The sequence below is a fragment of the Enterococcus sp. LJL98 genome, from assembly GCF_054871745.1.
This window is the reverse complement of the sequence record NZ_JBTXLU010000012.1, coordinates 1-26,032: the sequence shown is the minus strand read 5'-3', so window position 1 is coordinate 26,032 and position 26,032 is coordinate 1. Positions and strand designations below refer to the sequence as shown.

Annotated in this window: 22 protein-coding genes, 1 rRNA gene, 1 pseudogene, 1 riboswitch and 1 other annotated feature; of the genes and pseudogenes, 7 read left to right on the top strand and 17 right to left on the bottom strand. The window is 40.4% G+C overall.

What is annotated here, in order from left to right; all coding sequences use genetic code 11:
• Positions 1-35: 35 nt before the first annotated feature.
• Positions 36-764 (top strand): hypothetical protein, encoded by a 729-nt coding sequence (locus tag ACYSNO_RS10005; protein ID WP_461730943.1) that lies wholly within the window; start codon positions 36-38, stop codon positions 762-764.
• Between the two features lie 517 nt (positions 765-1,281).
• Positions 1,282-2,663: pseudogene (locus ACYSNO_RS10000) on the top strand (ISLre2 family transposase).
• Between the two features lie 371 nt (positions 2,664-3,034).
• On the opposite strand, the gene ACYSNO_RS09995 reads toward ACYSNO_RS10000, so the two are convergent.
• Genes ACYSNO_RS09995 through ACYSNO_RS09985 form a run of 3 tightly spaced genes read right to left on the bottom strand, consistent with a single transcriptional unit; the run spans position 3,035 to position 7,303 of the window.
• Complete coding sequence (locus tag ACYSNO_RS09995; protein ID WP_461730942.1) at positions 3,035-4,915, bottom strand: ABC transporter ATP-binding protein; 1,881 nt, start codon at positions 4,913-4,915, stop codon at positions 3,035-3,037.
• Positions 4,912-6,639, bottom strand: a complete 1,728-nt coding sequence (locus ACYSNO_RS09990; RefSeq protein ID WP_461730941.1) for an ABC transporter ATP-binding protein — start codon at positions 6,637-6,639, stop codon at positions 4,912-4,914. Before ACYSNO_RS09990 ends, ACYSNO_RS09995 begins: the two co-directional genes overlap by 4 nt.
• A complete protein-coding gene (locus ACYSNO_RS09985; RefSeq protein WP_461730940.1) occupies positions 6,632-7,303 on the bottom strand; it encodes a TetR/AcrR family transcriptional regulator in 672 nt (223 codons plus the stop codon). Before ACYSNO_RS09985 ends, ACYSNO_RS09990 begins: the two co-directional genes overlap by 8 nt.
• Positions 7,304-7,613: 310 nt before the next feature.
• On the opposite strand from ACYSNO_RS09985, the gene def reads away from it, so the two are divergent.
• On the top strand, positions 7,614-8,177 hold the full coding sequence (gene def / locus ACYSNO_RS09980; RefSeq protein ID WP_461730939.1) for a peptide deformylase: 564 nt from the start codon (positions 7,614-7,616) through the stop codon (positions 8,175-8,177).
• Positions 8,178-8,255: 78 nt separating this feature from the next.
• Here def and ACYSNO_RS09975 read toward each other — a convergent pair whose 3' ends face one another.
• From ACYSNO_RS09975 to ACYSNO_RS09950, 6 genes are all read right to left on the bottom strand, one after another.
• Positions 8,256-9,473, bottom strand: a complete 1,218-nt coding sequence (locus ACYSNO_RS09975) for a M20 family metallopeptidase (protein WP_461730938.1) — start codon at positions 9,471-9,473, stop codon at positions 8,256-8,258.
• 28 nt (positions 9,474-9,501) lie between these two features.
• Entirely contained in the window at positions 9,502-10,332 is an 831-nt protein-coding gene (locus ACYSNO_RS09970; RefSeq protein ID WP_461730937.1) for a MetQ/NlpA family ABC transporter substrate-binding protein, read from the bottom strand.
• A gap of 20 nt (positions 10,333-10,352) precedes the next feature.
• Complete coding sequence (locus ACYSNO_RS09965) at positions 10,353-11,033, bottom strand: methionine ABC transporter permease (RefSeq protein ID WP_461730936.1); 681 nt, start codon at positions 11,031-11,033, stop codon at positions 10,353-10,355.
• A complete protein-coding gene (locus ACYSNO_RS09960; protein WP_461730935.1) occupies positions 11,033-12,085 on the bottom strand; it encodes a methionine ABC transporter ATP-binding protein in 1,053 nt (350 codons plus the stop codon). Before ACYSNO_RS09960 ends, ACYSNO_RS09965 begins: the two co-directional genes overlap by 1 nt.
• A gap of 191 nt (positions 12,086-12,276) precedes the next feature.
• Positions 12,277-12,518, bottom strand: a binding site (T-box leader).
• Between the two features lie 124 nt (positions 12,519-12,642).
• On the bottom strand, positions 12,643-13,164 hold the full coding sequence (locus ACYSNO_RS09955; protein WP_461730934.1) for a 3H domain-containing protein: 522 nt from the start codon (positions 13,162-13,164) through the stop codon (positions 12,643-12,645).
• 2 nt (positions 13,165-13,166) lie between these two features.
• On the bottom strand, positions 13,167-14,015 hold the full coding sequence (locus ACYSNO_RS09950; protein WP_461730933.1) for a chorismate mutase: 849 nt from the start codon (positions 14,013-14,015) through the stop codon (positions 13,167-13,169).
• 188 nt (positions 14,016-14,203) lie between these two features.
• Here ACYSNO_RS09950 and ACYSNO_RS09945 point away from each other — a divergent pair, with 188 nt between their 5' ends.
• From ACYSNO_RS09945 to brnQ, 4 genes are all read left to right on the top strand, one after another.
• Positions 14,204-14,500: a hypothetical protein gene (locus ACYSNO_RS09945; protein WP_461730932.1), complete on the top strand. Its 297-nt coding sequence runs from the start codon at positions 14,204-14,206 to the stop codon at positions 14,498-14,500.
• Positions 14,501-14,697: 197 nt separating this feature from the next.
• A riboswitch (Lysine riboswitch) is annotated at positions 14,698-14,870 on the top strand.
• Positions 14,871-15,008: 138 nt separating this feature from the next.
• A complete protein-coding gene (locus ACYSNO_RS09940; RefSeq protein WP_461730931.1) occupies positions 15,009-16,592 on the top strand; it encodes an ABC transporter substrate-binding protein/permease in 1,584 nt (527 codons plus the stop codon).
• A gap of 9 nt (positions 16,593-16,601) precedes the next feature.
• Complete coding sequence (locus ACYSNO_RS09935) at positions 16,602-17,336, top strand: amino acid ABC transporter ATP-binding protein (protein ID WP_461730930.1); 735 nt, start codon at positions 16,602-16,604, stop codon at positions 17,334-17,336.
• A gap of 331 nt (positions 17,337-17,667) precedes the next feature.
• Positions 17,668-19,008 (top strand): branched-chain amino acid transport system II carrier protein, encoded by a 1,341-nt coding sequence (gene brnQ / locus ACYSNO_RS09930; RefSeq protein WP_461730929.1) that lies wholly within the window; start codon positions 17,668-17,670, stop codon positions 19,006-19,008.
• Between the two features lie 301 nt (positions 19,009-19,309).
• Here brnQ and ACYSNO_RS09925 read toward each other — a convergent pair whose 3' ends face one another.
• From ACYSNO_RS09925 to rrf, 8 genes are all read right to left on the bottom strand, one after another.
• Positions 19,310-20,716 (bottom strand): alpha-L-fucosidase, encoded by a 1,407-nt coding sequence (locus ACYSNO_RS09925; protein ID WP_461730928.1) that lies wholly within the window; start codon positions 20,714-20,716, stop codon positions 19,310-19,312.
• Entirely contained in the window at positions 20,698-22,350 is a 1,653-nt protein-coding gene (locus ACYSNO_RS09920) for a DUF4091 domain-containing protein (protein ID WP_461730927.1), read from the bottom strand. The genes ACYSNO_RS09925 and ACYSNO_RS09920 overlap by 19 nt, the downstream gene beginning before the upstream one ends.
• 130 nt (positions 22,351-22,480) lie before the next feature.
• Positions 22,481-22,831 (bottom strand): hypothetical protein, encoded by a 351-nt coding sequence (locus tag ACYSNO_RS09915; protein WP_461730926.1) that lies wholly within the window; start codon positions 22,829-22,831, stop codon positions 22,481-22,483.
• A 22-nt stretch (positions 22,832-22,853) separates the two neighbouring features.
• Complete coding sequence (locus tag ACYSNO_RS09910) at positions 22,854-23,312, bottom strand: low molecular weight protein-tyrosine-phosphatase (RefSeq protein WP_461730925.1); 459 nt, start codon at positions 23,310-23,312, stop codon at positions 22,854-22,856.
• A 14-nt stretch (positions 23,313-23,326) separates the two neighbouring features.
• Complete coding sequence (gene ruvB, locus ACYSNO_RS09905) at positions 23,327-24,325, bottom strand: Holliday junction branch migration DNA helicase RuvB (RefSeq protein ID WP_461730924.1); 999 nt, start codon at positions 24,323-24,325, stop codon at positions 23,327-23,329.
• Positions 24,326-24,336: 11 nt separating this feature from the next.
• Entirely contained in the window at positions 24,337-24,936 is a 600-nt protein-coding gene (gene ruvA / locus ACYSNO_RS09900) for a Holliday junction branch migration protein RuvA (protein WP_461730923.1), read from the bottom strand.
• A 243-nt stretch (positions 24,937-25,179) separates the two neighbouring features.
• Positions 25,180-25,614, bottom strand: a complete 435-nt coding sequence (msrB, locus tag ACYSNO_RS09895; RefSeq protein ID WP_461730922.1) for a peptide-methionine (R)-S-oxide reductase MsrB — start codon at positions 25,612-25,614, stop codon at positions 25,180-25,182.
• A gap of 164 nt (positions 25,615-25,778) precedes the next feature.
• A 5S ribosomal RNA gene (rrf, locus tag ACYSNO_RS09890) occupies positions 25,779-25,894 on the bottom strand.
• Positions 25,895-26,032 lie beyond the last annotated feature (138 nt).

The window sequence follows — 26,032 nt, the reverse complement described above, 5'->3', positions numbered from 1 at the left end:
GTTGTTTTTTCGGTCTATAGAAAGGAAGTGCACCATTGAAAAAAATAATATTTTTGGTAAGTTTAATATTTTTAGGAATGGCCTCAACACAGACAATACAGGCGTCTACTGACATAGACGCCTCCCTAGATGCAGAAGATATTTTCAATGTAGATAATTATATTCAAAAGAATATAGATAGTATTCTAAATGAAAATAAAGTAAATTTATTTTCTCAATCTGAAAATAAATTTACGGAGTTTATTAGTGACGAAGGGCTTATTTACAACTTGCCAGTCTATACAATAGATATTTCTGAATTGGTAGAAGATATTACTGGAAAAGAGGCATTTGTACAAACTGAAGTAATCGATACAAGTAATGCTAACGAAAGTAATATATCTCCTTTAGCAGCTGGTACTAAGTATGAGGAAGCTTGGGATTCTTCTATTTCTGTGAAAGCATGGTCAACAAATTATTATGATAAAAAAATTGTAAGCAGTAAGACTATGTATTTATTGAACACAGTTTCCGGTGGTCGTTCAATTTCTCAATCGGGAATACAAATAACTTCACTAACTCTTGTATATGGATGCAGTGATATGTTAAATGCTCAAAATGCTACTAAATATCCTTCAGGAGACTCATGGTCTTATAACACAGGTTTTACTAAATATGTTTCACCTGATAATGGACCTCACGCAATGGGGAATACTCTTACTCTAAAAATTAAACGTGGGACTGGTACTGCCTGGACATTTAATCACCAAAACAATGTAATTTAATTTAAGAAAATATATCCTATTAGTTTAACAATAGAAAGTATATGTAAAACACCTTATTTAGTCAATTAATCTTGATTTTCCGGAAAATAATATTAACTGACTAAAATTTAATTTTAAAAAATCTCTACGCCAAATGATGGGGAAGACTTTTTAAACAGTTAAATAATGTTCATTTTAAGCAGAGAGCTCCTCTTGGAGCTCCCTGCTTATTTCTTTGTTTTCAAAACTCACTAAAATTCGAGCTCTATTATTATCAAAAATTACGATATCCGTAGGCAACGTAAAAGTATTTTTGATTTGAGGAAGGTACTTCAGTAGCATTTTATAGATATTTTCATAGAAGATGATAAATTCTGTTTCTTTGTCAATCCTTTGTAGTCATTCTCCTTCGAACAATAAAACAAGTCTTGATAAAATTCTAAGTGTAAAATTTATTGAGGTAAGGGGTAGACGAATAAAAAAGAAACCGTTATTCTATAATCGGGCTGGCAAGCACTAATCACAGAGGCGGTTTCTTATGGAAGTTATTATATCAGATTTAATTAAATTAATGAAGGAAGAAAAAACATTTTTAAGTCGAGAAAAAGCCATGATGCTCTTTTTTATCGAACTCATTTGTTTAATTGCTCAACAAGCATTTAAACAGCTTGATGATGAACTTTTTGAGCAATTAAAAAAAGAAGGTTATCAAAGTAATCGTCAAAGTCAACGAAGACGCTTAAAAAATAAAGAAGGGAACATTCGTTATCCTCTGGATGAATTCTTAGGTATTCGAAAAGGCACACGTTACAGTTCTTTGGTTCTTAGAAATGTTTCCGAACTTGGTTCTCTGATGGTGTATCGTCATGTATCGAAAGCCATCGATTGTTTAACCACTCAGAGTATGAGTCACCAAAATGTGCAACAGTTAGTGATCAAGACAGGGAAACTCATTCAAGAGAAAAGGACACATGAACAGCGATATGAAGGGATGCAAGCAAAGAAAAAAGTTTCTTTTTTATATCTTGAAGGAGATGGCGTACTTATTCGAGGTCAGCAAAAAACACGTCTTGAAATCCATCGATTCCAAGTGTCGGAAGGAAGAGAAAAAAACGGTAATCGATCGACCTTAACTCGTCCCCATTTTGTAAGTCACCTGAATCGCAAACAAGCACAAAAAGAAATGATGGCTTATCTTCAAGCAACGTATGACTTAAAAGAAACCATCGTTATTTCTAATAGTGATGGCGGTTCAGGTTATGAAAAAGACGTCTTTGAAGAGCTTTCTTTAGGTTGTTTTCGTCATGAACATTTTAGAGATAAATACCATGTGCACCAAAAAATCAAAGAACGGTTGAATTTTTTGCCTCTCCTTCAAAAGAAATTAATCGAGGCTGTGAGTCAATATGATTTTGGTCGTGTACAGGCTTGTTTGGATACTGCAGAAAGTTGATTGATGACGCTCATGAAGAACAATACACGGAACAACTTCGCCTTTTAACCGCGTATCTTCAACGAAATTGGCAATATTTGTGTCCACTGAAAGCCCGAGGGGTTCAAGATAAGCATTCCTGTATTGGATCAATAGAAAGTACTCATCGAAAAATGACCTATCGGATGAAGCGACAAGGTCGATTGTGGACAAAAACAGGGGCAAATGCCATGATTTGAGTGATTGATAGTTTACGAAACCATGAGCTCGATGATTGGTTGAATCAATATTATGATTTACCGAATGAGGTGTATGAGAATGAAATACGATGGAAGAAAATGAAGCATGCGGTTCAAAGAAAACCACGATTTATTCTACATACAGGTGTCTTTAATGGGCGAATTGGGTATGGTTATGCCTCAACCTCCTCTTTAGACCGTCTATCAAGCGCCTTAAATCAATTATCCACTACTCCTCGTTACTTATGATGGAAGCAGGTTTCCATCATAAGTGACGAGGCCAGCCGAACGTAGTTGAGGCATTCTTAAATGAAAAAATATTAATAGCTGCTTGTCAATAGTTCAAATTTTTATTCAACCTCAAATAACTTGACACATACCATCGCTCGTTGAAATTTCTAAAGTCATTTGATTTATGTTATAATTAGGTTTCATTTGTATCATCCTTTCGAGGGTGGTTGATTAGAGTGCGGGAGTAGTGATCCTGTGCTCTTTTTTTTTGTACCAAAAAAACCAGAAAAGCGGATAAAATATCCTTTTTCTGGGTTTCTTCTGGGACTTATGTCACAGCCCCCCTTCCTTATTCTTTGATTGCACGCCATTTCATTCACTACTTTTTATTATTCGGCTTCTTCTGAGAACTGGCTATTATACAACTCGGCATAAAAACCTTCTCTGGCCATTAAGTTTTCATGGTTGCCTGTTTCAACAATTGATCCTTGATTCATAACGATAATATTGCTAGCATCGCGAATGGTTGAAAGACGGTGAGCCACGACAAAACTTGTTCGTTTTTCAAGTAAACGCCCCATCGCTTTTTGAATCAGGTGTTCCGTTCTTGTATCGACACTGGATGTGGCTTCATCTAAAATTAAGACATCTGGATCGGCTAAAAAGGCACGAGCAATTGTGATGAGCTGACGTTGACCTTGAGAGATATTACTGGCATCCTCATTTAACAAGGTATCATAACCTTCAGGCAATTTCCGAACAAATTCATCGACATGGGCGGCCTTAGCTGCAGCAAGGACTTGCTCTTTGGTTGCATGTTCATTCCCATATAAAATGTTGTCATAAATAGTGCCTGTAAAGAGCCAAGTATCTTGTAGCACCATGGAAAAGTGACTGCGCAATTCTTCCCGTTTAAAATCGCGTGTATCTTTCCCGTTGTAACGAATACTTCCACCGGAAATATCATAGAAGCGCTCTAACAAGTTGATAAGCGTTGTTTTCCCGGCGCCTGTTGGTCCGACGATTGCAACCATTTCCCCTGGTTCCACATCAAGTGTGAAGCCAGTCATTAATAAGTTCTCTTTGGTATAACCAAATTGGACATTTTCAAAGGAAACTTTATAAGGTGTTTGCGTTTCAACTGGTAAACCAGAAGCGGTGTCTTGCATCTCTTCCTCGTCCAAAATTTCAAAGACACGTTCAGCAGAAGCAACCGTTGATTGAATCGTATTCATTAAACTTGCCATTTGTGTAATTGGTTGTGAAAATTGATTCGTATATTGCAAGAAGGCTTGAACATCTCCCAATGGTAACTGGCCATTGGCAACTTTAATCCCCCCTAAGACTGCCACTAAAACATAGCCCAAATTTTTAACAAAATTCATTAAGGGCATAATCATGGCTGAGATAAATTGAGCTTTCCAACCGGCATGGTAAAGTTTTTCATTTTCAATTTCAAAGACGGCTTGATCGGCTTCTTCATGGTTAAAGGTTTTCACAACCGTGTGTCCACCATATGTTTCTTCCACTTGGTCATTTAATCGTCCCAGACTTTTTTGCTGGTCGGCAAAATATTTTTGTGATTTTGGCGCAATCAGCATAACCACGACGAGACTTAGAGGAACCGTTACGAGGGCAATGAGAGTCAACTGCCAACTAATTGTTAGCATCATCCACAAAACCCCAATAAATGTCACGATACTCGTTACAAATTGCGTCAGGTTCTGTTGCAAAGTACTCGCAATATTATCCATGTCATTAATCGCACGCGACATGATGTCTCCATTTGAATGGGTATCATAATAGGATATTGGCAAGCGATTCATTTTCTCATCCAATTCTTGACGCAATTCATAAACAGTACGCTGAGAAACACGCGTCATTATAAATTGTTGCGCAAAGTTGAAGATTGCAGAAATGAAATACATGCCGATGACAATGGCAATAATTTTCGCAATTTTATCAAAATCAATCGGAAAATGAGTGATTTTTTCTCCCATTTTCATTTGTTCGACACCTTTCATTACGCCGGCGAAAATTTCGGTTGTTGCTTGTCCAAGGATTTTCGGTGTTTGAATTTGGAAAATGACTGCAGCCACCGCTAGAATAAAAACGAGACTGATTGCCACGATTCGTTTGGATAAATATCGAAAAAGTCGTTTGACGGTCGGTCCAAAGTTTTTGGCCTTTTCCGCTTTCATTCCAATCCCACGTCCAGGACCGCCTCTCATTGGTCGGCCTCCTTGCGGTTTTCTTTCTTTTTCGCTCATGCTAGATCCTCCTCTCTCAATTGCGATGCGACAATTTCTTGGTAGGTTTCATTGGTTGCAAGTAGTGCTTCGTGCGTCCCTTGTCCCACAACCTGTCCCTCATCTAAAACAAGAATCACATCGGCATCCATGACTGTGCTGACGCGTTGGGCAACAATCACCAATATACCGTCTGTGACGTCTTCTTTTAAAGCCGCCCGTAATTTCGCGTCCGTTTTAAAGTCCAAGGCAGAAAAAGAATCATCAAACACAAAGACATCGGCCGGTTTTACTAAGGCGCGAGCAATGGCGAGTCGTTGTTTTTGACCACCAGAGAAGTTGCCGCCGCCTTGTTCAACCCAACTATCTAAGCCTTCTGGTAAAGAACGCACAAAATCGTCAGCCTGAGCGGTTTTTAAAGCTTGCCAAATTTCTTCATCGGTCGCATGCTTGTTTCCGTATTGCATATTTTCACGAATGGTTCCCATGAAGAGAACCGCTTTTTGTGGAACAAAACCAATTCTTTCACGGAGATTTTTTTGGGTAACTTCCGCAATGTTTTGACCATTCAGCCAAATGCCCCCACTTTCGATATCATACAGACGTGGAATTAAATTCACGAGCGTTGTTTTTCCTGAACCCGTTCCACCAATAATTGCTACGGTTTCGCCTGATTTGATGTGGAAATCGACATTTTCTAAAGTTAATTTTTCTGCACCTTCATAACGATAATTGACTTGCTTAAAGGAAAGGCTAGCTTTTGCTCCTTGGTGCGTTATTTCTGCGGGGTGCGCCACGTCTAACACATGATCTTCTTCTGCTAAGACTTCATTGATCCGTTTGGCAGAAGCTTGCCCTCTTGGAATCATGACAAAGAGCATGGCAAACATCATAAAGCTAAATAAAATTTGCATCGCATAGGAAATAAAAGCAATCAAATTTCCGACTTCTAGTTGCATATCTGAAATATAGTGCGCCCCCAGCCAAGTGATCGCAACGCTTGTTCCACTCATAATTAAGGTCATTAAAGGCATCATCGATGAGACAATCGTATTGACTTTCACTGCAGTGTTTGTATAGTCTAGATTGGCTTCATCAAAGCGTTTTTCTTCATATTTTGTTTTATTAAAGGCACGAATCACACGCACACCAGTTAAATTCTCCCGAAAAACTAAGTTTAAACGGTCTGTTTTTTCCTGCATACTCTTAAAGAGTGGCACTGCAAAGAACATAATCGTACCTATCACTAGAATCATAATTGGAATGACAACTAAAAAAACCTGAGTTAATTTGGCATCTTTTTGGTAAGCTAAAAAACTCGCTCCTAATAAGGTAATCGGAGCATTAATCATCATCCGTAAAAACATCTGTGTCACTAAAGCGACTTGGTTAATATCGTTCGTTGTTCGAGTAATGAGCGAAGCTGTTCCGTATTTATCAAATGTTTTAATTGACGCATGTTCAACCTTCCGATACATTTCGCTACGCAAGGTTTGACCAAGTTTTTGTGATTCTTTCGTCGCATAGTAGGTATTTCCGATTGCTGCAAGAATACTAATGAGAGAAAATCCGAGCATAATCAAACCGGTTCGCCAAATATAATCAATGTCTCCTTTGGCCACCCCGTCATTAATAATATTGGAAGTTAGATTTGGTAAATACAAATCGGAAATCACTTGTACGACCATAAATAACACAGCCATCATTGCCGAAACGAGTGAGACGCGTTTCACTAGTTTAATCATCTGATTCATCCTTTCTTGCGCCCGCTTTGAGCCATTGTAATTTCGTTAAAAAACGCTGAGTGATGCGTTCAAGTGTCGTGTCTATCTGCTTGTTTTGTTCGCGGTAACCTTCTGCAATCGTTGAGAAAAGAACATGCATCAGCATTTTAAATAGTAGCAATAACTCTTCTTCATTCGCTACGGCAAGATTGCTTCGATTCACCACCTGAATCAGATGCGCTTGATTTTGCTTCATCGCTTTTGCATGATCTTCCAGTTGCCTGTTTTGTTTCTTTTCGAGATAAGGTATGACCCTTTGGAAGCCATGTGCATCCATATTCATAAACAAATGCCGAAAAAAAGCTTGATTTTCTCCCTCAAAAACTTCGGGCAACAAGCGCATGAAATATTCTTCTACCCCTGCAAATAAATCGCCTTGATTTTCTTCAATCGCTTGCATCAAAAAACGATGCCCATTGGTTTTTAACGTTTGAAAATAATAATAGTATAAATCCTCTTTGTCCTCAAAATACTGATAAAAACTGCCACGCGAGATATCCGCTTCTTTAATCACTCGTGCAATCGAAGCTTCTTTTAATCCGACTCGCGAAAATTCTCGCTCTGCTGCTTTTAAGATGCGTTCTTGTTTTTCTTTCGCTAAATTAAAAAAGGTTTCTGTCGGCATCCTTCTTCCTCCTCTCTATGACACCCTGTCATATGACACTCTGTCATTTTAGCTTTTTTTTACAAAAAGCTCAAGCTAAAAGGATTGATTTTTTTGTGATTTTTTTTGCACCTTCCTAAACGCCACTCTTCTCGTAGGATTCAAGTGTCCGGTAGATGAAGTATTTCAGATGTTTCTTAACTTTTGGTAAAAAGAAAGGTTTTTGATTTCTCTTTTGCCTCTTTTTATGCTTTTATGGTAAACTAACCAAGTAAAGATCCCTTCCTTTAGGGATTGATTTTTTGATGAAAGAGAGCGAAGTCTACTTATTATGATTACAATGAAAGATATTATTCGTGAAGGCCACCCTGCTTTGCGGGAAACTGCCCAAACTGTTCCTTTTCCCTTAAGTGAAGAAGATCAAAAATTGGGCCAAACGATGCTTGAATTTTTAGAAAATAGCCAAGATCCCGTGAAAGCAGAAGAACTAGCCTTACGTGGGGGCGTCGGTTTAGCTGCGCCACAATTGGCTGTGTTAAAACGGATCATTGCAGTCTTAATCCCAAGTAACGATCCGGAACAACCCCAACCGCTATTAAAAGAAGTCATGTATAACCCTAAAATTGTGAGCCACTCCGTGCAAGATGCTTGCTTGGCAGATGGTGAAGGCTGTTTATCCGTCGACCGAGAAGTGCCAGGCTATGTGATTCGTCCTGCTCGTATTACGGTCACTTATACGAATGCACAAGGTGAAAACAAAAAAATTCGCTTTAAAAACTACCAAGCGATTGTTTTACAACATGAAATTGACCATTTAAACGGTGTGATGTTTTACGATCACATTCACAAGGAAAATCCGTTTGCTTTAACACCAGACGTCTTAGTGATTGAGTAAGTCACGTACGCACTTGGGAAATAAAAAAGGTTCCAGTTCTCGTGGATAATTCTACGAGAATTGGAACCTTTTTTTGTATTAATTTCCTTTTGCCAAACTCACTTGATGTGCTGCTTTAATTTTTTCTAACAGGGCGGGTTGTTCAATCAAATCCAACGCGGTTTTCGCTAACAGTTCTGCTGCAATGCCAATCGAACGTAACCCTTTTTCGCTGCGAGCCGCCGCTTTAAATTCAATTGAATGTCCAGCAATGTAATCATCTGAGATGGAAACAGTCGGTTGAATCGTTGGAATGACTTGACTGACATTGCCTACGTCTGAAGAGCCTAAACTTTGTTTTTTGGCTGCGACAATTTCATGTTCTGGAACCCCTGCTGCTTGCGCGTGGCTAAAGAAAACCTCATCAAAAGCGTCTGTCACAATAATGTCATCCACCGAATTTTGGAAAAGACCAAATTCATAAATTGCGCCTGTCGCCAGTGCTGCTGCCTTGACGATATTCTCCACTTTTTCGTACACGTCATTTAGCGTTGCTCGATTCGCCGCTCGTAAATAAAAACGAGCAGAGGCAAATTCTGGAATGACGTTTGCTGCGACGCCACCGTCTGTAATAATTCCATGGATATTGACATCCTTTGGCAAGTGCAAGCGTAAGGCATTGATGCTGTTGAACACTTGAATGACTGCTTCTAAGGCATTAATCCCTTTTTCAGGAGCCCCCGCCGCATGACTCGCTCTTCCATAAAATTTAATATCAACCGGATCGTTTGCGAGTCCGGTAGACGTCTTGGTGTAGCGATGGCCTGGATGCACACACAAGGCCGCATCCACATCGGTAAAGAAGCCTTCACGGACAAAACTTCCTTTGGCCGAACCATTTTCGCCCCCTTCTTCCCCTGGTGTTCCGTAGACACGAATCTCACCACCGACTTCTTCAATGACTTGTTTCAAGGCACTTGCCGCAAGTGCCGAATAATTGCCAAATAAATTATGCCCACAAGCATGACCAATGCCTGGTAAAGCATCATATTCTGCTAAAAATGCCAATGTCGGTCCGGGTTTCTCTGATTTGTAACGGGCATCAAAGCCAGTGTGGTGTCCAGCCACGTCCTTTGTCACGTCGAAACCTTCTGCTTTTAATTGATCAATTAATACTTGCGAAGAATATACTTCATAATTACTCACTTCGGGGTGTTCATGAATCGCAAGAGCTAATGCTTGATACTTTGGTAAACTTTCTTTAATAAATGTCTCAATAACCTCATGTTTTGTTTTTGTTGCGATTGTCATAACCATTCTCTCCTTTTTTTCTTCATTTTCTTTTTTATTTTTCGCCGAAGGTCTCCCAAGCAGGAATACTTGACCCTTTTGAAGTCGCTTCAATCACTTTCACCGTGGCATCGGTCTGATAGGCAGCAACGACTTTCTGATAAATTTCATTCTCTTTATCCTCTGTTCGCGCAACGATAATGTTAACGTATGGACGAGACGATTCATCGACTGGTTCTAAGAAAATCGCATCGTCATTGGGGATGTAACCAGCATCCACGGCCATACCACTATTAATCACTGAAACGGTCACGTCTTGGATTGCTCGTGCCGTTTGCGAAGCCTCTAACTCAACAATTTCTAAATTTAACTTATTTTCAGTAATATCAGAAACTGTGGGCGCCTGTTTTTTGCTCGCATCAATTGTAATTAGACCAGCTGCTTCTAACAGATTCAAGGCACGACCACCATTCGTTACATCATTCGGTATGGCAACTTGATCGCCTGCTTTGATTTCGCTCACGTCTTTTATTTTTTCTGAATAAATGCCTAAAGGCGCATTCACCGTATTCCCAATCGAGGTCAAGTCGGTATCATGTTCTGCATTGAAGTTATCTAAAAAGTATTGATGTTGGAAAGAGTTTAAGTCAATATCGCCATTTGCTAAAGCAATATTGGGCTGACTATACTCGGTAAACTTGACATATTCCAAGTCAATCCCTTCCTCTTTCAAACGGCTTTGAACGTCATCCCATACATCGGTGTCTTCACCAATTAAGCCAAGTTTCACGGTTACTCGCTCTTCTTCTACTGCCTTTTTTCCACAGCCTGTTGCTAAAACCAATAAAGCAAGGGCTGCTAAACCAAACGATACATATTTTTTCATTTTCATTTCCTCCCCTAATCTTAGTGTGTAATTTTTTTAATGATTTGATTACTAATGGCCTGACTAATAAAAACTAAAATTAAAATGATGACCATGGCAACAATCGTCACGTCTGTTTGATAACGGTTGTGTCCACGAGTAACGGCAATACTACCGAGCCCCCCGGCACCAACTGCTCCGGCCATCGCAGTCAAACCAATAATATTAATAATGGTCAAAGCAGACACTCGAACAATCCCTGCCAACCCTTCTTTAAGATAGACGCGGAAAATAATGCCTACAGGACTCGTTCCCATCGCTTCTGCCGCTTCAATGACTCCTGGATCCACTTCCAGTAAAGCAATTTCAATTTGACGGGCAAAAAATGGAATCACGCCGACAATTAAAGGGACCAAAGCCGCTGTCGCCCCAATCGATGTTCCAACAATCAAACGGGTAAAACCAACCAGTAAGGACAGCAAGATAATAAAGGGAATCGACCGCACGATATTGACTACCTGGTCTAAAAAGGCAAAGATTGGTTTCTGCTCCAAAATGCCTCCCGGTCGAGTAACTACGAGTAAGACGCCAAAAAAGATTCCTAACAAACCGCCAATTAACGACGTCCAAAAAGTCATATAAATGGTTTCAATCGTTGCCTTCACAAACTCATCTGGAATCGCGATGGCATTTGGAAAATATGTTTCAAAAAAAGCATACATTATGCATTCCCTCCTTGTTTACTTTCTTGTAAAATCGTCACGTTCACCCCTTGAGTTCTTAAATATTCAAAGGCTCTTTGCCGATTTTTTAAGGTCCCTTTCAAGGTGACAATCAAGCTACCCAATGGTATTTCTTGGATAATTTCCACGTTCCCGTATAAAATATTCGTGACTACCTCATAAGAACTAAATAATTCTGCGATAATCGGTTGACTCGTTTGTTCACCGACATAGGAAAGTTCGATTAACCATTCGTCTTCCGCTAATTTTGCTAACTTCGGATGACCGACAATCGTCTCTAAGGCTTGGTCAATATGCGTTGCCGTGCGAATAAAGTCTTTTGTTAAGTGTTGTTTTGGCTGACTAAAGATTTGAACGCTATCGCCATGTTCAATCACACGCCCGTCTTCCATCACTGCGACTCGATTACAGATTTCTTTCACGACTTGCATTTCATGCGTGATAAGTACAATCGTTAAGCCTAATTTTTTATTTAGTTCTCTTAATAAAGCTAAAATTTGTAAAGTCGTTTTCGGATCTAAAGCACTCGTTGCCTCATCACAAAGTAAAATTTCAGGATCATTGGCTAACGCTCTTGCAATCGCAACGCGTTGTTTTTGACCACCCGAGAGTTGACTTGGATAGGCATTGGCTTTGTCTGCCAGTCCGACTAGTTCGAGTAGTTCTGTTACCTTTTCTTGACGTTCACTTTTTGTTTTTTTTGAATATTTCAATGAAAAATCAACGTTATCAAAAATTGTTCGACTATCCATTAAATTAAAGTGTTGGAAAATCATCCCAATCGATTTGCGTTTGGCTCTAAGTTCTTTCGCGGTTAGATGGGTTAGTTCCGTCCCATCGACCGTTACTTGCCCCGTAGTCGGCCGTTGTAACAAGTTAATCACTCGAACGAGCGTACTTTTTCCAGCGCCGGAATACCCGACAATTCCATACACGTCGCCGCGTTCAATCGTTAAGTTTACATCGGTTACTGCTTTAATTTGACGTTTTCCTTGATTAAAAATCACAGAAATATCTTTTAATTCAATCATGTTCTTCCTCCTAAATTTGTCTAAACTTTCGGTTTCCCAATCAAAAAAACGCACCCTCAAACAAAGAATTCTTTCTTCATTTGAGGACGCGTTCTTGCGTGGTACCACCTCATTTCGAGTGAATCATTCACCCCTTGACCCAATCCATGTGCCTAAAAAAACAAAAAAGTCCCTTTACTAGTTGAAACTAGTAAAAGGACGAAAATTCGTGTTACCACCTTTTGTTCGGAAGTTGCCTTCCCTTAGACCCAACAATTTCATTTTGCATGAAAGATTGGCGTTTCTTTTAACGGTGAAACGATCCGAGCTTGCCTACTTATCGACAAACTTTCCTCCAAGGCCATTTTTCTACTTTTCTGAACTTAGCTCTTTTCACCGACCAGAGCCTCTCTAATAAAGCATCCAAGTATACTTTCCTTCTCATTGGAATTCTTATTATTTTGCTGTTGCTCATTAATTTACAGCAATCGCTACACTTTGTCAACCTCTTTTTTTCCTGTGTAAAAAATTCCTTGGAAGTTCTTCACCTAGAGTTTGGTGACCAGGGCTGGTTGCCTTCATCCTTGGTACAAAATACCTTTTTCCGCCAAAGCTGCTTTGATTTTGCTTAAATCACCTGCTTTTTGATAGCGAATGGTATGTAAGTGAATGCCGTTGGTCAACTGTGACAAGAGACGAGCATTGGCGTGTTGGTACTTTTGCATAAACCGCTCGACGTCTGCTTGGCTTGCAATATGCAACCCACCGACAAGCTCACCATACAGCTCGTGTTCCACGACGACATCGATGACTTCCCCACCAAAAGCTAAAATCGTTTCTAACTCGATTTTTGTCAGTGATTCTTCGTGTTGTACTGCAATCTTCGCTAAGAAGCCCGACGCCATTTCTTTCGCGTTTAATTGATAACCTCGGGCGGTCGCGAGAATTTCTTCCCCAGCTGCTCGTAAAAGTGCGACATCGCCGACAATCACCTGACGACTCACACCAAATTCTTTGGCAAATTTCGTCGCGCTCACCGCTTGTTTCGTCTTTTGAAGTCTTGCGAGAATTTCTTTTCGTCGTTGCTCCCCATCTAACATACTTATCGCTCCTTTTGCGTTTTTTGATACTGGCGCGATTGAGCCATCACATCTGAAAAGGTGGCCACAATTGTTTCTGCATAGTCGGGGTTTTGAACCCGTTGACGAACCTTTTCTAATACTTGATCTTCTCGCGTTTGATCGAGAACTTCCATGCCATTTTCTTTTTTTATCCGGATAACTTCTGAAACTTCTGTCATGCGCGTTTCTAATAGCTTGACAATTTGCGCGTCAATGGCATCAATCTTTTGACGTGTCGCCGCCAAGGGGTGGGACTGGTCCGTAACATTTTCTTCTGCTAAAGAACGAATCACTCGAGCGGGATTGCCCGCTAAGACGACATTATCTGGAAACGATTTTGTTACAACGCTCCCCGCACCCACAACGACATTATCTCCCAGCGTGACTCCAGGTAAAATAATACTACCTCCGCCAATCCAAGCATTATGACCAATCGTCACCGGCGCCCCGTCTTCCAAACCACTCTTCCGTGCAGCCGGCTCTAAGGGGTGACTCGCAGTATAAATTTGCACATTTGGTGCCAGCATGCAATGATCGCCAAAAGTAATCGGACAAACATCAAGAAAAATGCAATCAAAATTCGCATAGAAATTTTTTCCCACAAAAAGATTGTATCCATAGTCAAAACGGACATTCGGTTCAATATAAATCGTATCTGCTACTTGCCCCAAAATCCCCTTTAGTAGCTCTTCCCGAACAGCCGGATCTAATGTTTGATTAAATACTTCTAAAACGGCACGTGCCGCTTGACGGTCTTTTACTAACTCAGGATCGCCTGCTCGATACAGTTCACCAGCAATCATTTTTTCCTTTTCACTACGTTTTCCCATCTTTCAAACTCCTTTTAGTCTTGCTTTCTTTTCTTCATTATACCGAAAATGAGAAGCGAAAGGGGGCTTTTTTTCGCTAGCAGCTGTTTTTTACACAAAGTCGAAGTTTTTCACAAATATTTCATGACAGATTTTCAAATAAATGTTAAAATCAAGGGGATTGATTTTTTAAGTGAGGTGAAATAAAGATGTTAGCAGCAATGATTTACTGGGCAATTATTTTCGTATGTATCGCATGGACCGCCGTGAGTTTCTATTTCTCTGTTTTTTACTTAACTCGAAAAGAAAACGGAAACTTATGGGCTTTTGCTTTCTTTAACGTTATGGCAATGATCGTTTTAGGCATTTCCCTTCTTGTCTTCCGCACATGGGGATTTGGAGTCACTCAATACTCAAGCTTAATCTACCTAATCTTAGGTATAATGGGTGTTTTAACCATCCTCCAAGCAATTTTAGGTCGTGAACCAAAATTAAAAACCGCTTAAGGCATCTTTGACTCACCAGCTGTGACAATTGTCACAGCTGGTTTTTTCTCACTTTCCCCAACCAATCACGCGAAAAGAAACTTTCTTTGACTTCATGCACGATTAAAGGTCTTTCTCACCTTATTTGACATTCCTTTAAAAATCAGCTACAATCGCTTCAGTCACCAGTGACAAATCAATTGAATACGAGATACCTTCAACCAGGTAGAGGTCGCGAGGTTCATTAACCCTGTCGAGTGAAGCAACACTTTGACGCAGGACTAGGGAACATCGCCGAAACGTTTTTTAGCTGCTTTCTAAAAATCGTTGGGTCGCAAGCGAATAACTTGCGAACTGTCTTAGTTTTACACTAAGGTGCGCTATGTTTTTGTGAGAAGTTTGTCGACAAATTTATTTCAGTCTGTCTACAGCCGCTTTCTAACCATAGAGACCGGCTGTTTTTTTGTCTTTAAAAACCATCCATTACCTCGAAGAATATTCACGATTCAAATACAAAAGGAGAATTTCAATGAAAAAAAGAATGACTTTGTTTCTATTATTAAGCTTGGCCTTTTCATTTTTCGGTAACCATTTCGTTGTGGCAGCGGATGACAAGACCCCTGAAGGTCAATTTCGGGTCGGAATGGAAACGGCTTATGCGCCCTTTAATTGGACCCAAACAAGCGATGCCCACGGAGCCGTCTTAAAGTATGGAGAAAAAAATGCTTTTGCCGGTGGTTACGATGTAGAAATGGCGAAGCGGGTCGCCAAAGGACTCGGACGTGAACTTGTCATCGTCCCAACGCAATGGGACGGGCTCGTTCCCGCACTGGAATCAGGTAAAATTGATGCCATTATTGCCGGAATGTCCCCAACCGCGGAACGCAGAGAAAAAATTGATTTTACAGAAGCTTACTACGAATCAAACCTCGTCATCGTCACACGTAAAAACAGTGACTTTGCTCAAGCAACGACTTTGGCCGATTTTGAAGGCGCGAAGGTGACCGGTCAATTAAATACCTTCCACTACTCCGTGATTGATCAAATTCCAAATGTCAAACGGTTGGACCCCATGAAAGATTTTTCAGCGATGCGGGTCGCACTTGCTTCAGGTATCATTGATGGTTACGTTAGTGAACGACCAGAAGGGGTTACCGCTAGCAGTATCAATGATAATTTCACGATGATTGCCTTTGAGCCAGCAAATGGTTTTCAAACGGAACCAGAAGACGTCCAAGTTGCGATTGGCATGCGAAAAAATGACGCCCTTGTCACAGAAGTAAATCAAATTTTGGCTGGTATCTCCCAGGATGAACGAACTGCCTTAATGGATGAAGCGATTAAAAATCAACCTTCCGCTGGCCAAGACGCGACGGCGAGCTTAATGGACAGCTTCAAAAAAATTATCGATGATTACGGCGTTTTATTTTTACAAGGAGCAGGTTTAACACTTTTCATCGCCATTTTCTCAACCATTTCAGGAACACTCATCGGTTTATTGGTCGGTGTCTTTCGAACGTTACCTAAAAGCGAACACCTTGTGGCTCGCTTCTTCCAAAAACTCGGCGACTTCTGTCTAACCATTTACATCGAGGTTTTCCGTGGAACGCCGATGATGGTTCAAGCGATGGTTATTTTCTACGGCTTAGCCTTGGCTTTTGGTATCGACTTGAATCGAACGGTTGCGGCATTGCTGATTGTTTCAATTAATACGGGCGCTTATATGTCTGAGATTGTCCGTGGAGGCATTTTTGCTGTTGATCGAGGCCAATTTGAAGCGGCACAAGCAATTGGGATGACTCATACCCAAACCATGCGCAAAGTCGTTTTACCACAAGTTGTACGAAACATTTTACCGGCAATTGGAAATGAAACGGTCATTAACATTAAAGATACCGCCGTGTTAAGCGTCATTAGTGTCGCCGACTTATTTTTCCAAGGAACAGCAGCTGCTGGGACCAATTACCAGTTTTTCCAAACTTTCTTAATTATTGGTGTCATTTATTTAGTCATGACCCTCACAGCGACACGTTTATTACGCCTAATGGAAAAGAAAATGGATGGTCCTTCTGCGTACACCAAAATTGATGAAACCGTTCAGGAATTAGAATAGGAGGCTCTTATGTCAACAATTATTGAAATTAACCAGCTGAAAAAAAGTTATGGTCAAAACGAAGTCTTAAAAGGTATTGGTTTATCGGTGAATAAAGGGGAGGTCCTGACAATCATTGGTTCTTCCGGTTCAGGAAAATCAACCTTGTTACGATGCATTAACTTACTTGAAAAACCCACGAGCGGCGAAATTTTATACGAAGGAAAAAATGTCCTAGCAAAAGGCTATAATTTACCAAAATACCGGACGCATCTAGGAATGGTCTTCCAATCTTTTAATTTATTTAACAATATGAATGTATTAGAAAATTGCATGACTGGTCAAATCACCGTCTTAAAACGGAGCGCTGAAGAGGCCAAAGCCATTGCCCTAGAAAACCTAGAGAAAGTCGGCATGAAACAATTCCAAGGAGCCAAACCGAATCAACTTTCAGGTGGGCAAAAACAACGGGTAGCCATTGCTCGTGCCCTCTCGATGAACCCGGATGTTATGCTTTTTGATGAACCGACTTCCGCCCTTGATCCAGAAATGGTGGGCGAAGTGCTAAAAACAATGAAAGACCTTGCAGATACCGGTTTGACCATGGTCATTGTCACGCATGAAATGGGCTTTGCCAAGGAAGTTTCTGACCGCGTGATTTTTATGGATAAGGGTGTCATCGCTGAAGAAGGCACACCAGAAGACCTCTTTGTCCATCCCAAAGAAGCACGTACGAAAGCTTTTTTAAGTCGGATCCTCGCTTAAGCATTGTTTTTATGAATCGCGCGAAAAAAGAGTAGTTGTGTAAGCTTCCTATCCTGTGATACGAAAGAAAAGGGTCTGCGACTGCGGTGAGATGCTCCTCCTATATAGGAAATAAACGTCCAATATAGGGGGAGCATCTCCCTGTCATAGACTTTTTTTCTTTTGTGGCAAAAAGGAAATAAAGCGAACATTTTTCACTTTCTTATCTCATTTGTTAGAGTGTTCTATCATTTAACTAAGAATTTACTGAAAATACCTCTTTTTGAATTGCTATTTACTAAGCATTTTGTTATTTTTGTAACAATATAGAAGAGAATTGTGGGGGAGTTTTATGGAGAAAAAATTAACTTTTACTGATTATTTAACGATTGGTTCGATGCTTTTTGGCCTTTTCTTTGGTGCAGGTAATTTGATTTTCCCAGTTCACCTCGGTCAAATGGCCGGTCAAAATGTTTTTTGGGCCAACCTAGGATTCTTAATTACAGGTATCGGCCTGCCCTTTCTTGGCGTCATTGCAATCGGAAGCTCCAAGAGCAAAGGCTTATTCGATCTTGCTTCGCGTGTCAACCAGTCCTACGCCTTTATTTTTACGATTTTATTATATTTAGTTATTGGCCCTTTCTTTGCCCTACCACGGCTAGCGACCACTTCTTTTGAGATTGCTTTTGCACCTTATTTACCAAAAGAACAGCTGACACTTGCTTTAGCTCTTTTTAGCGCTTTGTTCTTCTTGACTGCCTGGTTTTTAGCGAAAAAGCCTTCCAAGCTATTTGATTATATTGGAAAATATTTAAATCCTTTCTTTTTAATCTTACTCGGTATTTTAATTGTATTTGCTTTTATTCAACCTTTAGGGGCGGTTGCCGATGCGCCGGTTCAATACGCCTATCAAGAATTTTCCTTTTTCACTGGCTTTACAGAAGGCTACAACACGCTGGATGCTCTTGCTTCCTTGGCTTTTGGTATTATTATCGTAACAACCATTCAAAACCGTGGAGTCACCAAGCCAGCTACCATCGCGGTAGATACCATTAAATCAGGGGCGATTAGCGTGGTTTTGATGGGAATTATTTATACTTTATTAGCCTATATGGGCGCGATGAGTCTCGGAACCTTTACGCTAAGTGAAAATGGCGGGATCGCGCTTGCTCAAATCGCTCAATACTACCTGGGTTCCTATGGCAGTATCGTCTTAGCACTAGTTGTGATTTCGGCATGTTTAAAAACAGCCATTGGCTTAACTTCCGCTTTTTCTGAAACCTTTGCTGAAATGTTTCCTCGTCGTAGTTACTTATTCTTTGCAACACTCGTTAGTCTCATGGCTGGTGTTTTTGCCAATGTCGGATTAACAAAAATCATTGAATTTTCAATTCCCGTCTTAATGTTTTTATACCCACTAGCGATGACCTTAATTTTATTAGCAATTGTCGGTCCGATTTTTAAACACGATCCAAAAGTTTATCAAATGACGACACTCTTTACCTTAATCGCATCGATCATTGACGGCCTAAATGCCAGTCCAGCTTTCATTCGGGAGACAGGGTTTGCCCAGTTTTTCATCGAATTAGGGAGTGCCACCTTGCCACTATTTGGCATTGGAATGGGTTGGCTGTTACCGGCACTTATCGGATTTGCAGGTGGCATGATTTGGCGATTCGCATCAAAAAAATAATCTTAACAACTTTCCAAGATTTTCGTCACAAAATATTCACATTTACTCGGTAGTATATAAGCATACCAACAAACAACCCTAACAAACACTTTTTCATTTTTACTCCTTTCCTACCGGTCCCCGCCGGTAGGTCTTTTTTTGCCTTTCATAAGAGCCAAGGGGGAAGCTCGTTACGCGCCTCCTTCATTAACGACAAAAAGCCGCAACAAAAGTCACAGCCTTTTAAAGCGACCCCCAAAAGTTAGATTTTTGGTCTAACTTTTGGGGGTCACTCTCTTTCAATCGATTCGATTGTCTTTTTTTAATTCAAATTGATTTTGCGAAGGGTTGGATACTCCCGATAGGCGTGAAAGACCACGCGCACGCCAGTCGTCGTAATCGGTTCCCCTTCTAAAATCCGTTGGTAACCTACCATGCCACCCGTCAGCCATTTTTTCCATTGATGATTATGGTAATAATAAACACTAAAAGCTTCAATTCGTTGGCTTTGACTGATGTCTTCTTGTAAGGTCACTCGAGAAAGGGTCTGCGCTTCTTCCCAATTCACTTGGATATAGGGGCTTTCTTGCATGGTATGATGCGACCACACTTGATTGGCGTCATCTAAAAAGTCCGCAACGCTTCCTGACCATTGCCCACTCGAATCACTCAAGGTTCCACGGCGAATCACCGCTTCTTCTTTTACGGCTTTAATTTTTTCACCAAGTGCCATTAACACGCCCACGTCATTTGCGTGAATTTCACCTGCTTGATTCGGTGGAATATTCAGTAAAAAGGTCGCATTCCCACCAACTGAGTTCAAATAAATTTGGTACAATTCTTCCACCGTCCGCACCTGGTCATCTTCTGACGCATGATAAAACCAACCTGGACGAATCGATGTGTTCACTTCTGCTGGAAACCAAACTAACTCTCCTTGATAATCCGCTAAAACTTCTCGGCTTCCCAAATCCTCATCGCCTGAAGTTACTTTGCGTGAAAAGAGCCCGTCATCGACTTGTTGTGACCGCTCTGCAATCTTTTCTAAATCTTGTAATGCTGCGGGTACGACGCTCCATTCTTGTGCCCTCGTTTGTCCTGCTTCATTCCCACACCAACGAACATCGGGCCCGCAAACACTAATCGCCGCTTGTGGTTGATACCGTCGAACGAGCTGATTGATTTGCTCCCAATCGTAGTTTTGCTGTTTCCCATTCGGCCCCTCACCATTTGCTCCATCCAGCCAAACGCTAAAAATGTCGCCATAATTCGTTAGAAGTTCTGTTAACTGTTGGGCATACAAGTCATTGTAGGCCTGTCCACTGCCATAACTCGGCTCGTGGCGGTCCCATGGCGACAAATAAACCCCAAACTTCAAGCCATACTTTTGACAGGCCGCTGAAACTTCTTGTACTAAATCACCTGTCCCCTCTTTCCACGGAGTATTTTTCACGCTGTACTCGGTTGTTTTCGTCGGCCATAAGCAAAAACCATCATGGTGTTTACAAGTTAGAATCACGCCTTGCATTTGGCTTTCTGCCAAGGTCTTAACCCATAGATCCGCATCTAATTTTTCTGGATGAAACAAGGATAACGGTTCATCTCCCAGCCCCCATTCACGATCGGTCATCGTATTGACACCAAAGTGAATAAAGCCATAATATTCCGTCTCTTGCCAAGCCAATTGGCGTGCGGTTGGAACTACTTTTGTTAATTGATTGATTTCCATGTATTTGACTCCTTTAAATAGTTTCTCGCTCCCAGCGCTAAATGTTCACGCAAAGTCGCCATTTGCTGTCTTAATTGATTGCTATTTTCTTTCGATGCTGCAACTTGTGCACCATAGGCATTCGTTTTCCCAAGTAGCGGTCCCCACTGTGCAAGGGATTTTGTTAACTCACGGACAGAGGCTGGATTTTCCGCTTGTAACCATTGGTATTTTTGGACATCGATGAGTGCTTGCATCATTTGTTGATAGCGAATCGATAATTGCCCCCCTGGATAGATTAAAAACGGATCGCCACTCTCCCAATACCAATGACTAGCATTTTCAAGCGGTTCTTTCACCCATGCATCCAAGGCCCAACGTAAAAAACCATCGGCCCCATAAGCCATTGCATTCCAAATAATCCATTGATTTTCTAATGGATGGCTATATAAAAACATGGCTGGGTAGTCTCCAACACAGTTATAAATCGATGTAAACAGGCCTTTTGCCCGGCGTTTGGCACAAAGCTGTTGAAAAGCTTTTTGATCACCGAGATGACTTTGCCCAATTGATAGATCAGCAATTTGATCTAATAACCGTTCATCAAAACTTTGATAGTCCATGGCGCAAGATAACTTTAAGACGCCTCCTTGTCGATTCGGATATTTTTTCAATAAGGCTAAAACGCACGTTAAAACTTCTGCCGGTCGTTCGTCTATCGCAATATACGTTTTTTCAAACCAACCTTTTTCTTCTAAATGAGCCACAAAGGCCATTAAAAACTGACCCCAAACACGATGCCACTCGGGGGAATCAATCACCAACTTCTCTTTCTGTTGTTTTCCCGTCTCATCGAAATAATAAATCTGATCTTCCCAGGGCAATAAGGAAAAACATTTAATCTTTTGATCAATTCCTAATGCCAAATTCCATTTTACATATTGGTCAAAGGCCGTAAAATCAAACGTCATTGTGGCGCCTTTTTTGGTCCAAGTTACCAGACTGGGATATGGATCGTATGTCTGATGATTCCAAGGATCATGCACAATCGTTGTCACAATTGTTTTTCCGCCTGCTGCCTGGTAACAGGCTAAGTTTTCCTTCACACGCGCTTCATGCTGCGATTGAAAAAGTTGATTGTTCTCAATCCCATGGTACCGCGCTACTGTGTAAGGGTATTGCCAGAGTTCTAAATCAAATAAAGGCTGCATTGGTAATGCTAAATCCAAGACTTCAAAGGAAATCGTCAAAGTGTCGATGACTCTTTCTTCTTCAATCAATTCAATCACAGCTGTCCATTGTCCTGCTTCAGAGCTACTTACAGACAATCCAAATAAAGTGGTGTTTAGTTCCTCGCCGCTTGTATACGGTTGCAATCGGTCATAAAAAGAATGGACCGGTGCATTCGGAATTTCTCCCCATGTCACTCCTCGTCCAAGATGCGCTTTTGTCGTTTGCACTTGAAACAACTGCGTATGCACGTGAGAGGAACTTTTTACTTGGAGACTTTTCTTTGTTAATTCTTCTTCTGACAGATGAAAGTAAACGGTCGCTTCTTCTTTCTTCCATAGGATTAATGGCGTGCTTTCTGATGAAAAGATAAGGGATTCTTCAGATAATTCGGGTGTCGCCAAATCTAAAAATTTCATACTCATGCAAATAAATCCTTTCTGATGAATCATAATTATTGGTTCTTATTAAGGATACTAAAAACGGTTCCATTTTGACAGCTTTTTTGGCAATAAAAAAAACCTTCTTCCCTCCTTAACGAAAGAAGAAGATTTTTTATTTAGCAAGCGGTTTTTTTCTACCTAACACACTGACTTTCTCAATCTGATTTAATGGGATGATTCGTAATTGATTTGGGTTATTTTGCATTTTTATGACCACGTGCCCTTTGTCCATTTTCTTACTTGCAACAAAACCCACGACGGTTTCAAAACGATCAATCTTCTCTGTTTGTAATTGTAAAACAACCATCGAATGGTTCAAAGCTGCTTCCATAAGCTTTATACGGGATTCCTCAAGCAATTGTTCGGCTACCAAATGGTCGTTAAATAAATGGTCCAACAAGGTGACTGATGTCATGACAATACGCTGACCTATTTTTTTTAAGGTATTTGGTTTTTTCTCCATCTTTTTCGCCTCCTAAATCACTTCATTTGTCGGTGGTTTTTAGCTTTTCTAACCAAGCCACGAGCCCTGCTTCAATCATTTGTTGGGTTTGGGCAAAATCGCCTGTGTACCAAGGATCTGGAACATCTAGAACGGTTTGCTCCGGTAAGACGGATAGAAATAAATGAATTTTATCTTGTTCTTCTTCTGGCGCAAGTCTGAGTAAATCGGTTACGTTTTGCCGATCCATTCCAATGATATAATCATATTTGGAAAAATCTTTTTTTTCAATTTGTCGAGCAATCATTGCATGATGATCGACTCCCGCTGCTTCTAAGATGGCTTGTGTCCCAGGATGTGGTGCTTTCCCTAATTGAAATTGGCTCGTCGCTGCAGAATCAACAACGAGGGGCAAGGCTTGTTCTTTCGCGGCCTTTCGAAGCAAGCCTTCTGCCATTGGTGAACGACAAATATTACCTAAACAAACAAATAACACACGCATTGTTTTCGACTCCTTTATTTTTCGAGGTAAGGATATTGAAAATGCTCGTAAGACAAACGAGTCACCATTCGACCTCTTGATGTACGCTTTAAAAAACCTTTTTGAATTAAATAGGGTTCATACATATCTTCAACGGTTTCTTGTTCTTCACCGATATTCACCGATAATGTACTCAAACCAACAGGACCGCCATTATAAAGTTCAATCATTGTTTTAATTAACTTTTGATCGACATAATCTAGTCCTGCATGATCGACTTGTAAACGTTCCAGTGCATGATCGGCAAGTTTTTGATCAATCACACCATCTCCTTCAACCTGAGCAAAGTCACGGACTCTTTTTAATAATCGATTGGCAATCCGAGGAGTGCCACGTGAGCGACGCGCAATTTCAAGTGCTCCTTCTTCAACAATTTCCGTCATAAAAATTTCTGCTGAACGACAGATAATTTCTTGTAAATCTTCTTCGGCATAGTATTCCATATGAGAGATGATGCCAAATCGGTCTCTTAAAGGCGCAGAGAGCATTCCTGCACGAGTTGTCGCTCCAACTAAGGTAAAGGGCGGCAAAGGAAAATGGACGGGATGAGCGCTTGTTCCTTGGCCAACCATGATATCAATATAATAATCCTCCATTGCTGAATACAACATCTCTTCGACAATTTTCGGTAAACGATGAATTTCATCAACAAACAAAACATCTCCTGGCTCTAATTCATTTAAAATAGCAACCAGATCTCCAGGTTTTTCAATTACGGGGCCACTTGTTGTTTTGATCGCTACTTCCATTTCATTTGCAATGACCATAGCCATCGTTGTCTTTCCTAAACCTGGTGGTCCGTAAAGCAAGACGTGATCAAGGGACTCTTCTCGTTGTTTCGCAGCTTGGATATAAATATTCAGTTCATTTTTTACTTTGTCTTGCCCAATGTATTCTTTAAAAAATTGTGGACGTAGCGACTTTTCAAATGTGTCTTCCTCTCTTTCGATTGGCGAAATCATTCGTTCTTCCATTGACTACTCCTTTATTTCTTCATAATCAGTTTTAACGCAATACGTAAGTACTCGTCTGTTGTCGAACAAACATTTTTTTGTAGCTCTTTTTGGACTTTCTTCACTTCACGCTCACTATAACCTAACGCTTTTAAGGCTTCCAGCGCTTCTTCGAGATGGTGGTCACCATCAAAGAGCTGTGGTTGTTTCACCGGCAGTCCTTCTTCTAAAATATCGCCCAGCTTTCCTTGCAAATCTAAAATCAACTGTTGAGACGTCTTTTTTCCAACTCCTGGAAATTTCATTAAGTAGGTCACATCATTTGATTCAATCGCTTGAATCAAACCTAAATGATCTTCGTTTGCCATAATTGCTAAACCACTTTTAGGTCCTATACCTGAAACACTAATGAGTCGTAAAAATAGCTTCTTTTCTTCGATTGTTTTAAAGCCATAAAGTTGATGGGCATCTTCTCGAATCACTTGATGCACAAATATCTGTTGTTCTTGTGCTTCTTTTCCAGCATAATAATACGGATTGCCGCATTGAATTTGATAACCGACACCTTGGTTTTCTAGTACGATGTAAGCCGGTGTAATTCCAGTAATTTTTCCCTTAATATATTCGTACATGACAATCCCTTTCTACTACGTGTTCCCTTTATTGTACCTTGAATCTTCCTTACTTATCAAGTTTTCACGCATGATACATCACTTATTTACCTCAAGTCCCAAAAAAAAGAGAACGTTTGTTTGTATCTATTATAGCATGAGTTTCTATGAAAACAACCTCTTTTAAGGAGCGAAACCCGTCTTTCATTCGATGGTACAAGAGAAGAAAAAACCTAGAGAAATTTCTTTCACTAGGCCTCTTGATTATTTTACATAAGAAATAAAACGGCCATAACCTTTTGCTTCCATTTCTTCTAATGGAATAAACTTTAAGGCGGCAGAATTAATACAGTAGCGTAATCCACCCTCAGCTAATGGGCCATCCGTAAAAACATGCCCCAGATGTGAATCCGCCTCGTGACTACGAACTTCAACTCGCTCCATGCCTAAACTTCGATCTGTTTTTTCTTTTATGATAGTAGTAGGCAGTGGACGCGTAAATGAGGGCCAACCACATCCTGCATTATATTTATCTGTTGAAGAAAATAAAGCTTCGCCACTGACAATATCAACATAGATGCCTTTTTCATAATGATTATCATAAGTCCCAGTAAAAGGACGTTCTGTTGCATTTTCTTGAGTGACTGCATAAGATAATTCATTTAACCTTTCTTTTAAGTCCTTTTTTTGATTTTTCATTTGTCTCAACCCCTTTTCTTCATTTTGCCTTATTTTTTCAAATTATGCGAACATTTCGATTATCTACCGGGAAGTAAATAAGTAAAAAAACGCTCCCTTCGTTAATGATAGACTGAAAGAATAACCAAAGAAAAAGACTTAGGAATTTTCCTAAGTCTTGAATGGCGTGGCGACGTCCTGCTCTCACAAAGGGAAACCCTTCACTACAATCGGCGCTAAGAAGCTTAACTTCTGTGTTCGGCATGGGTACAGGTGTATCCTTCTCGCTATCGCCACCACACTATTTAATTGTTGAGTAAACATTGCTCACTCAAAACTGGATTTGAAGAAATCATTGCGTCTTACCAAGACTATTTTAAGAACTTTGGTTAAGTCCTCGAACGATTAGTATCAGTCCGCTCCGTACATCACTGCACTT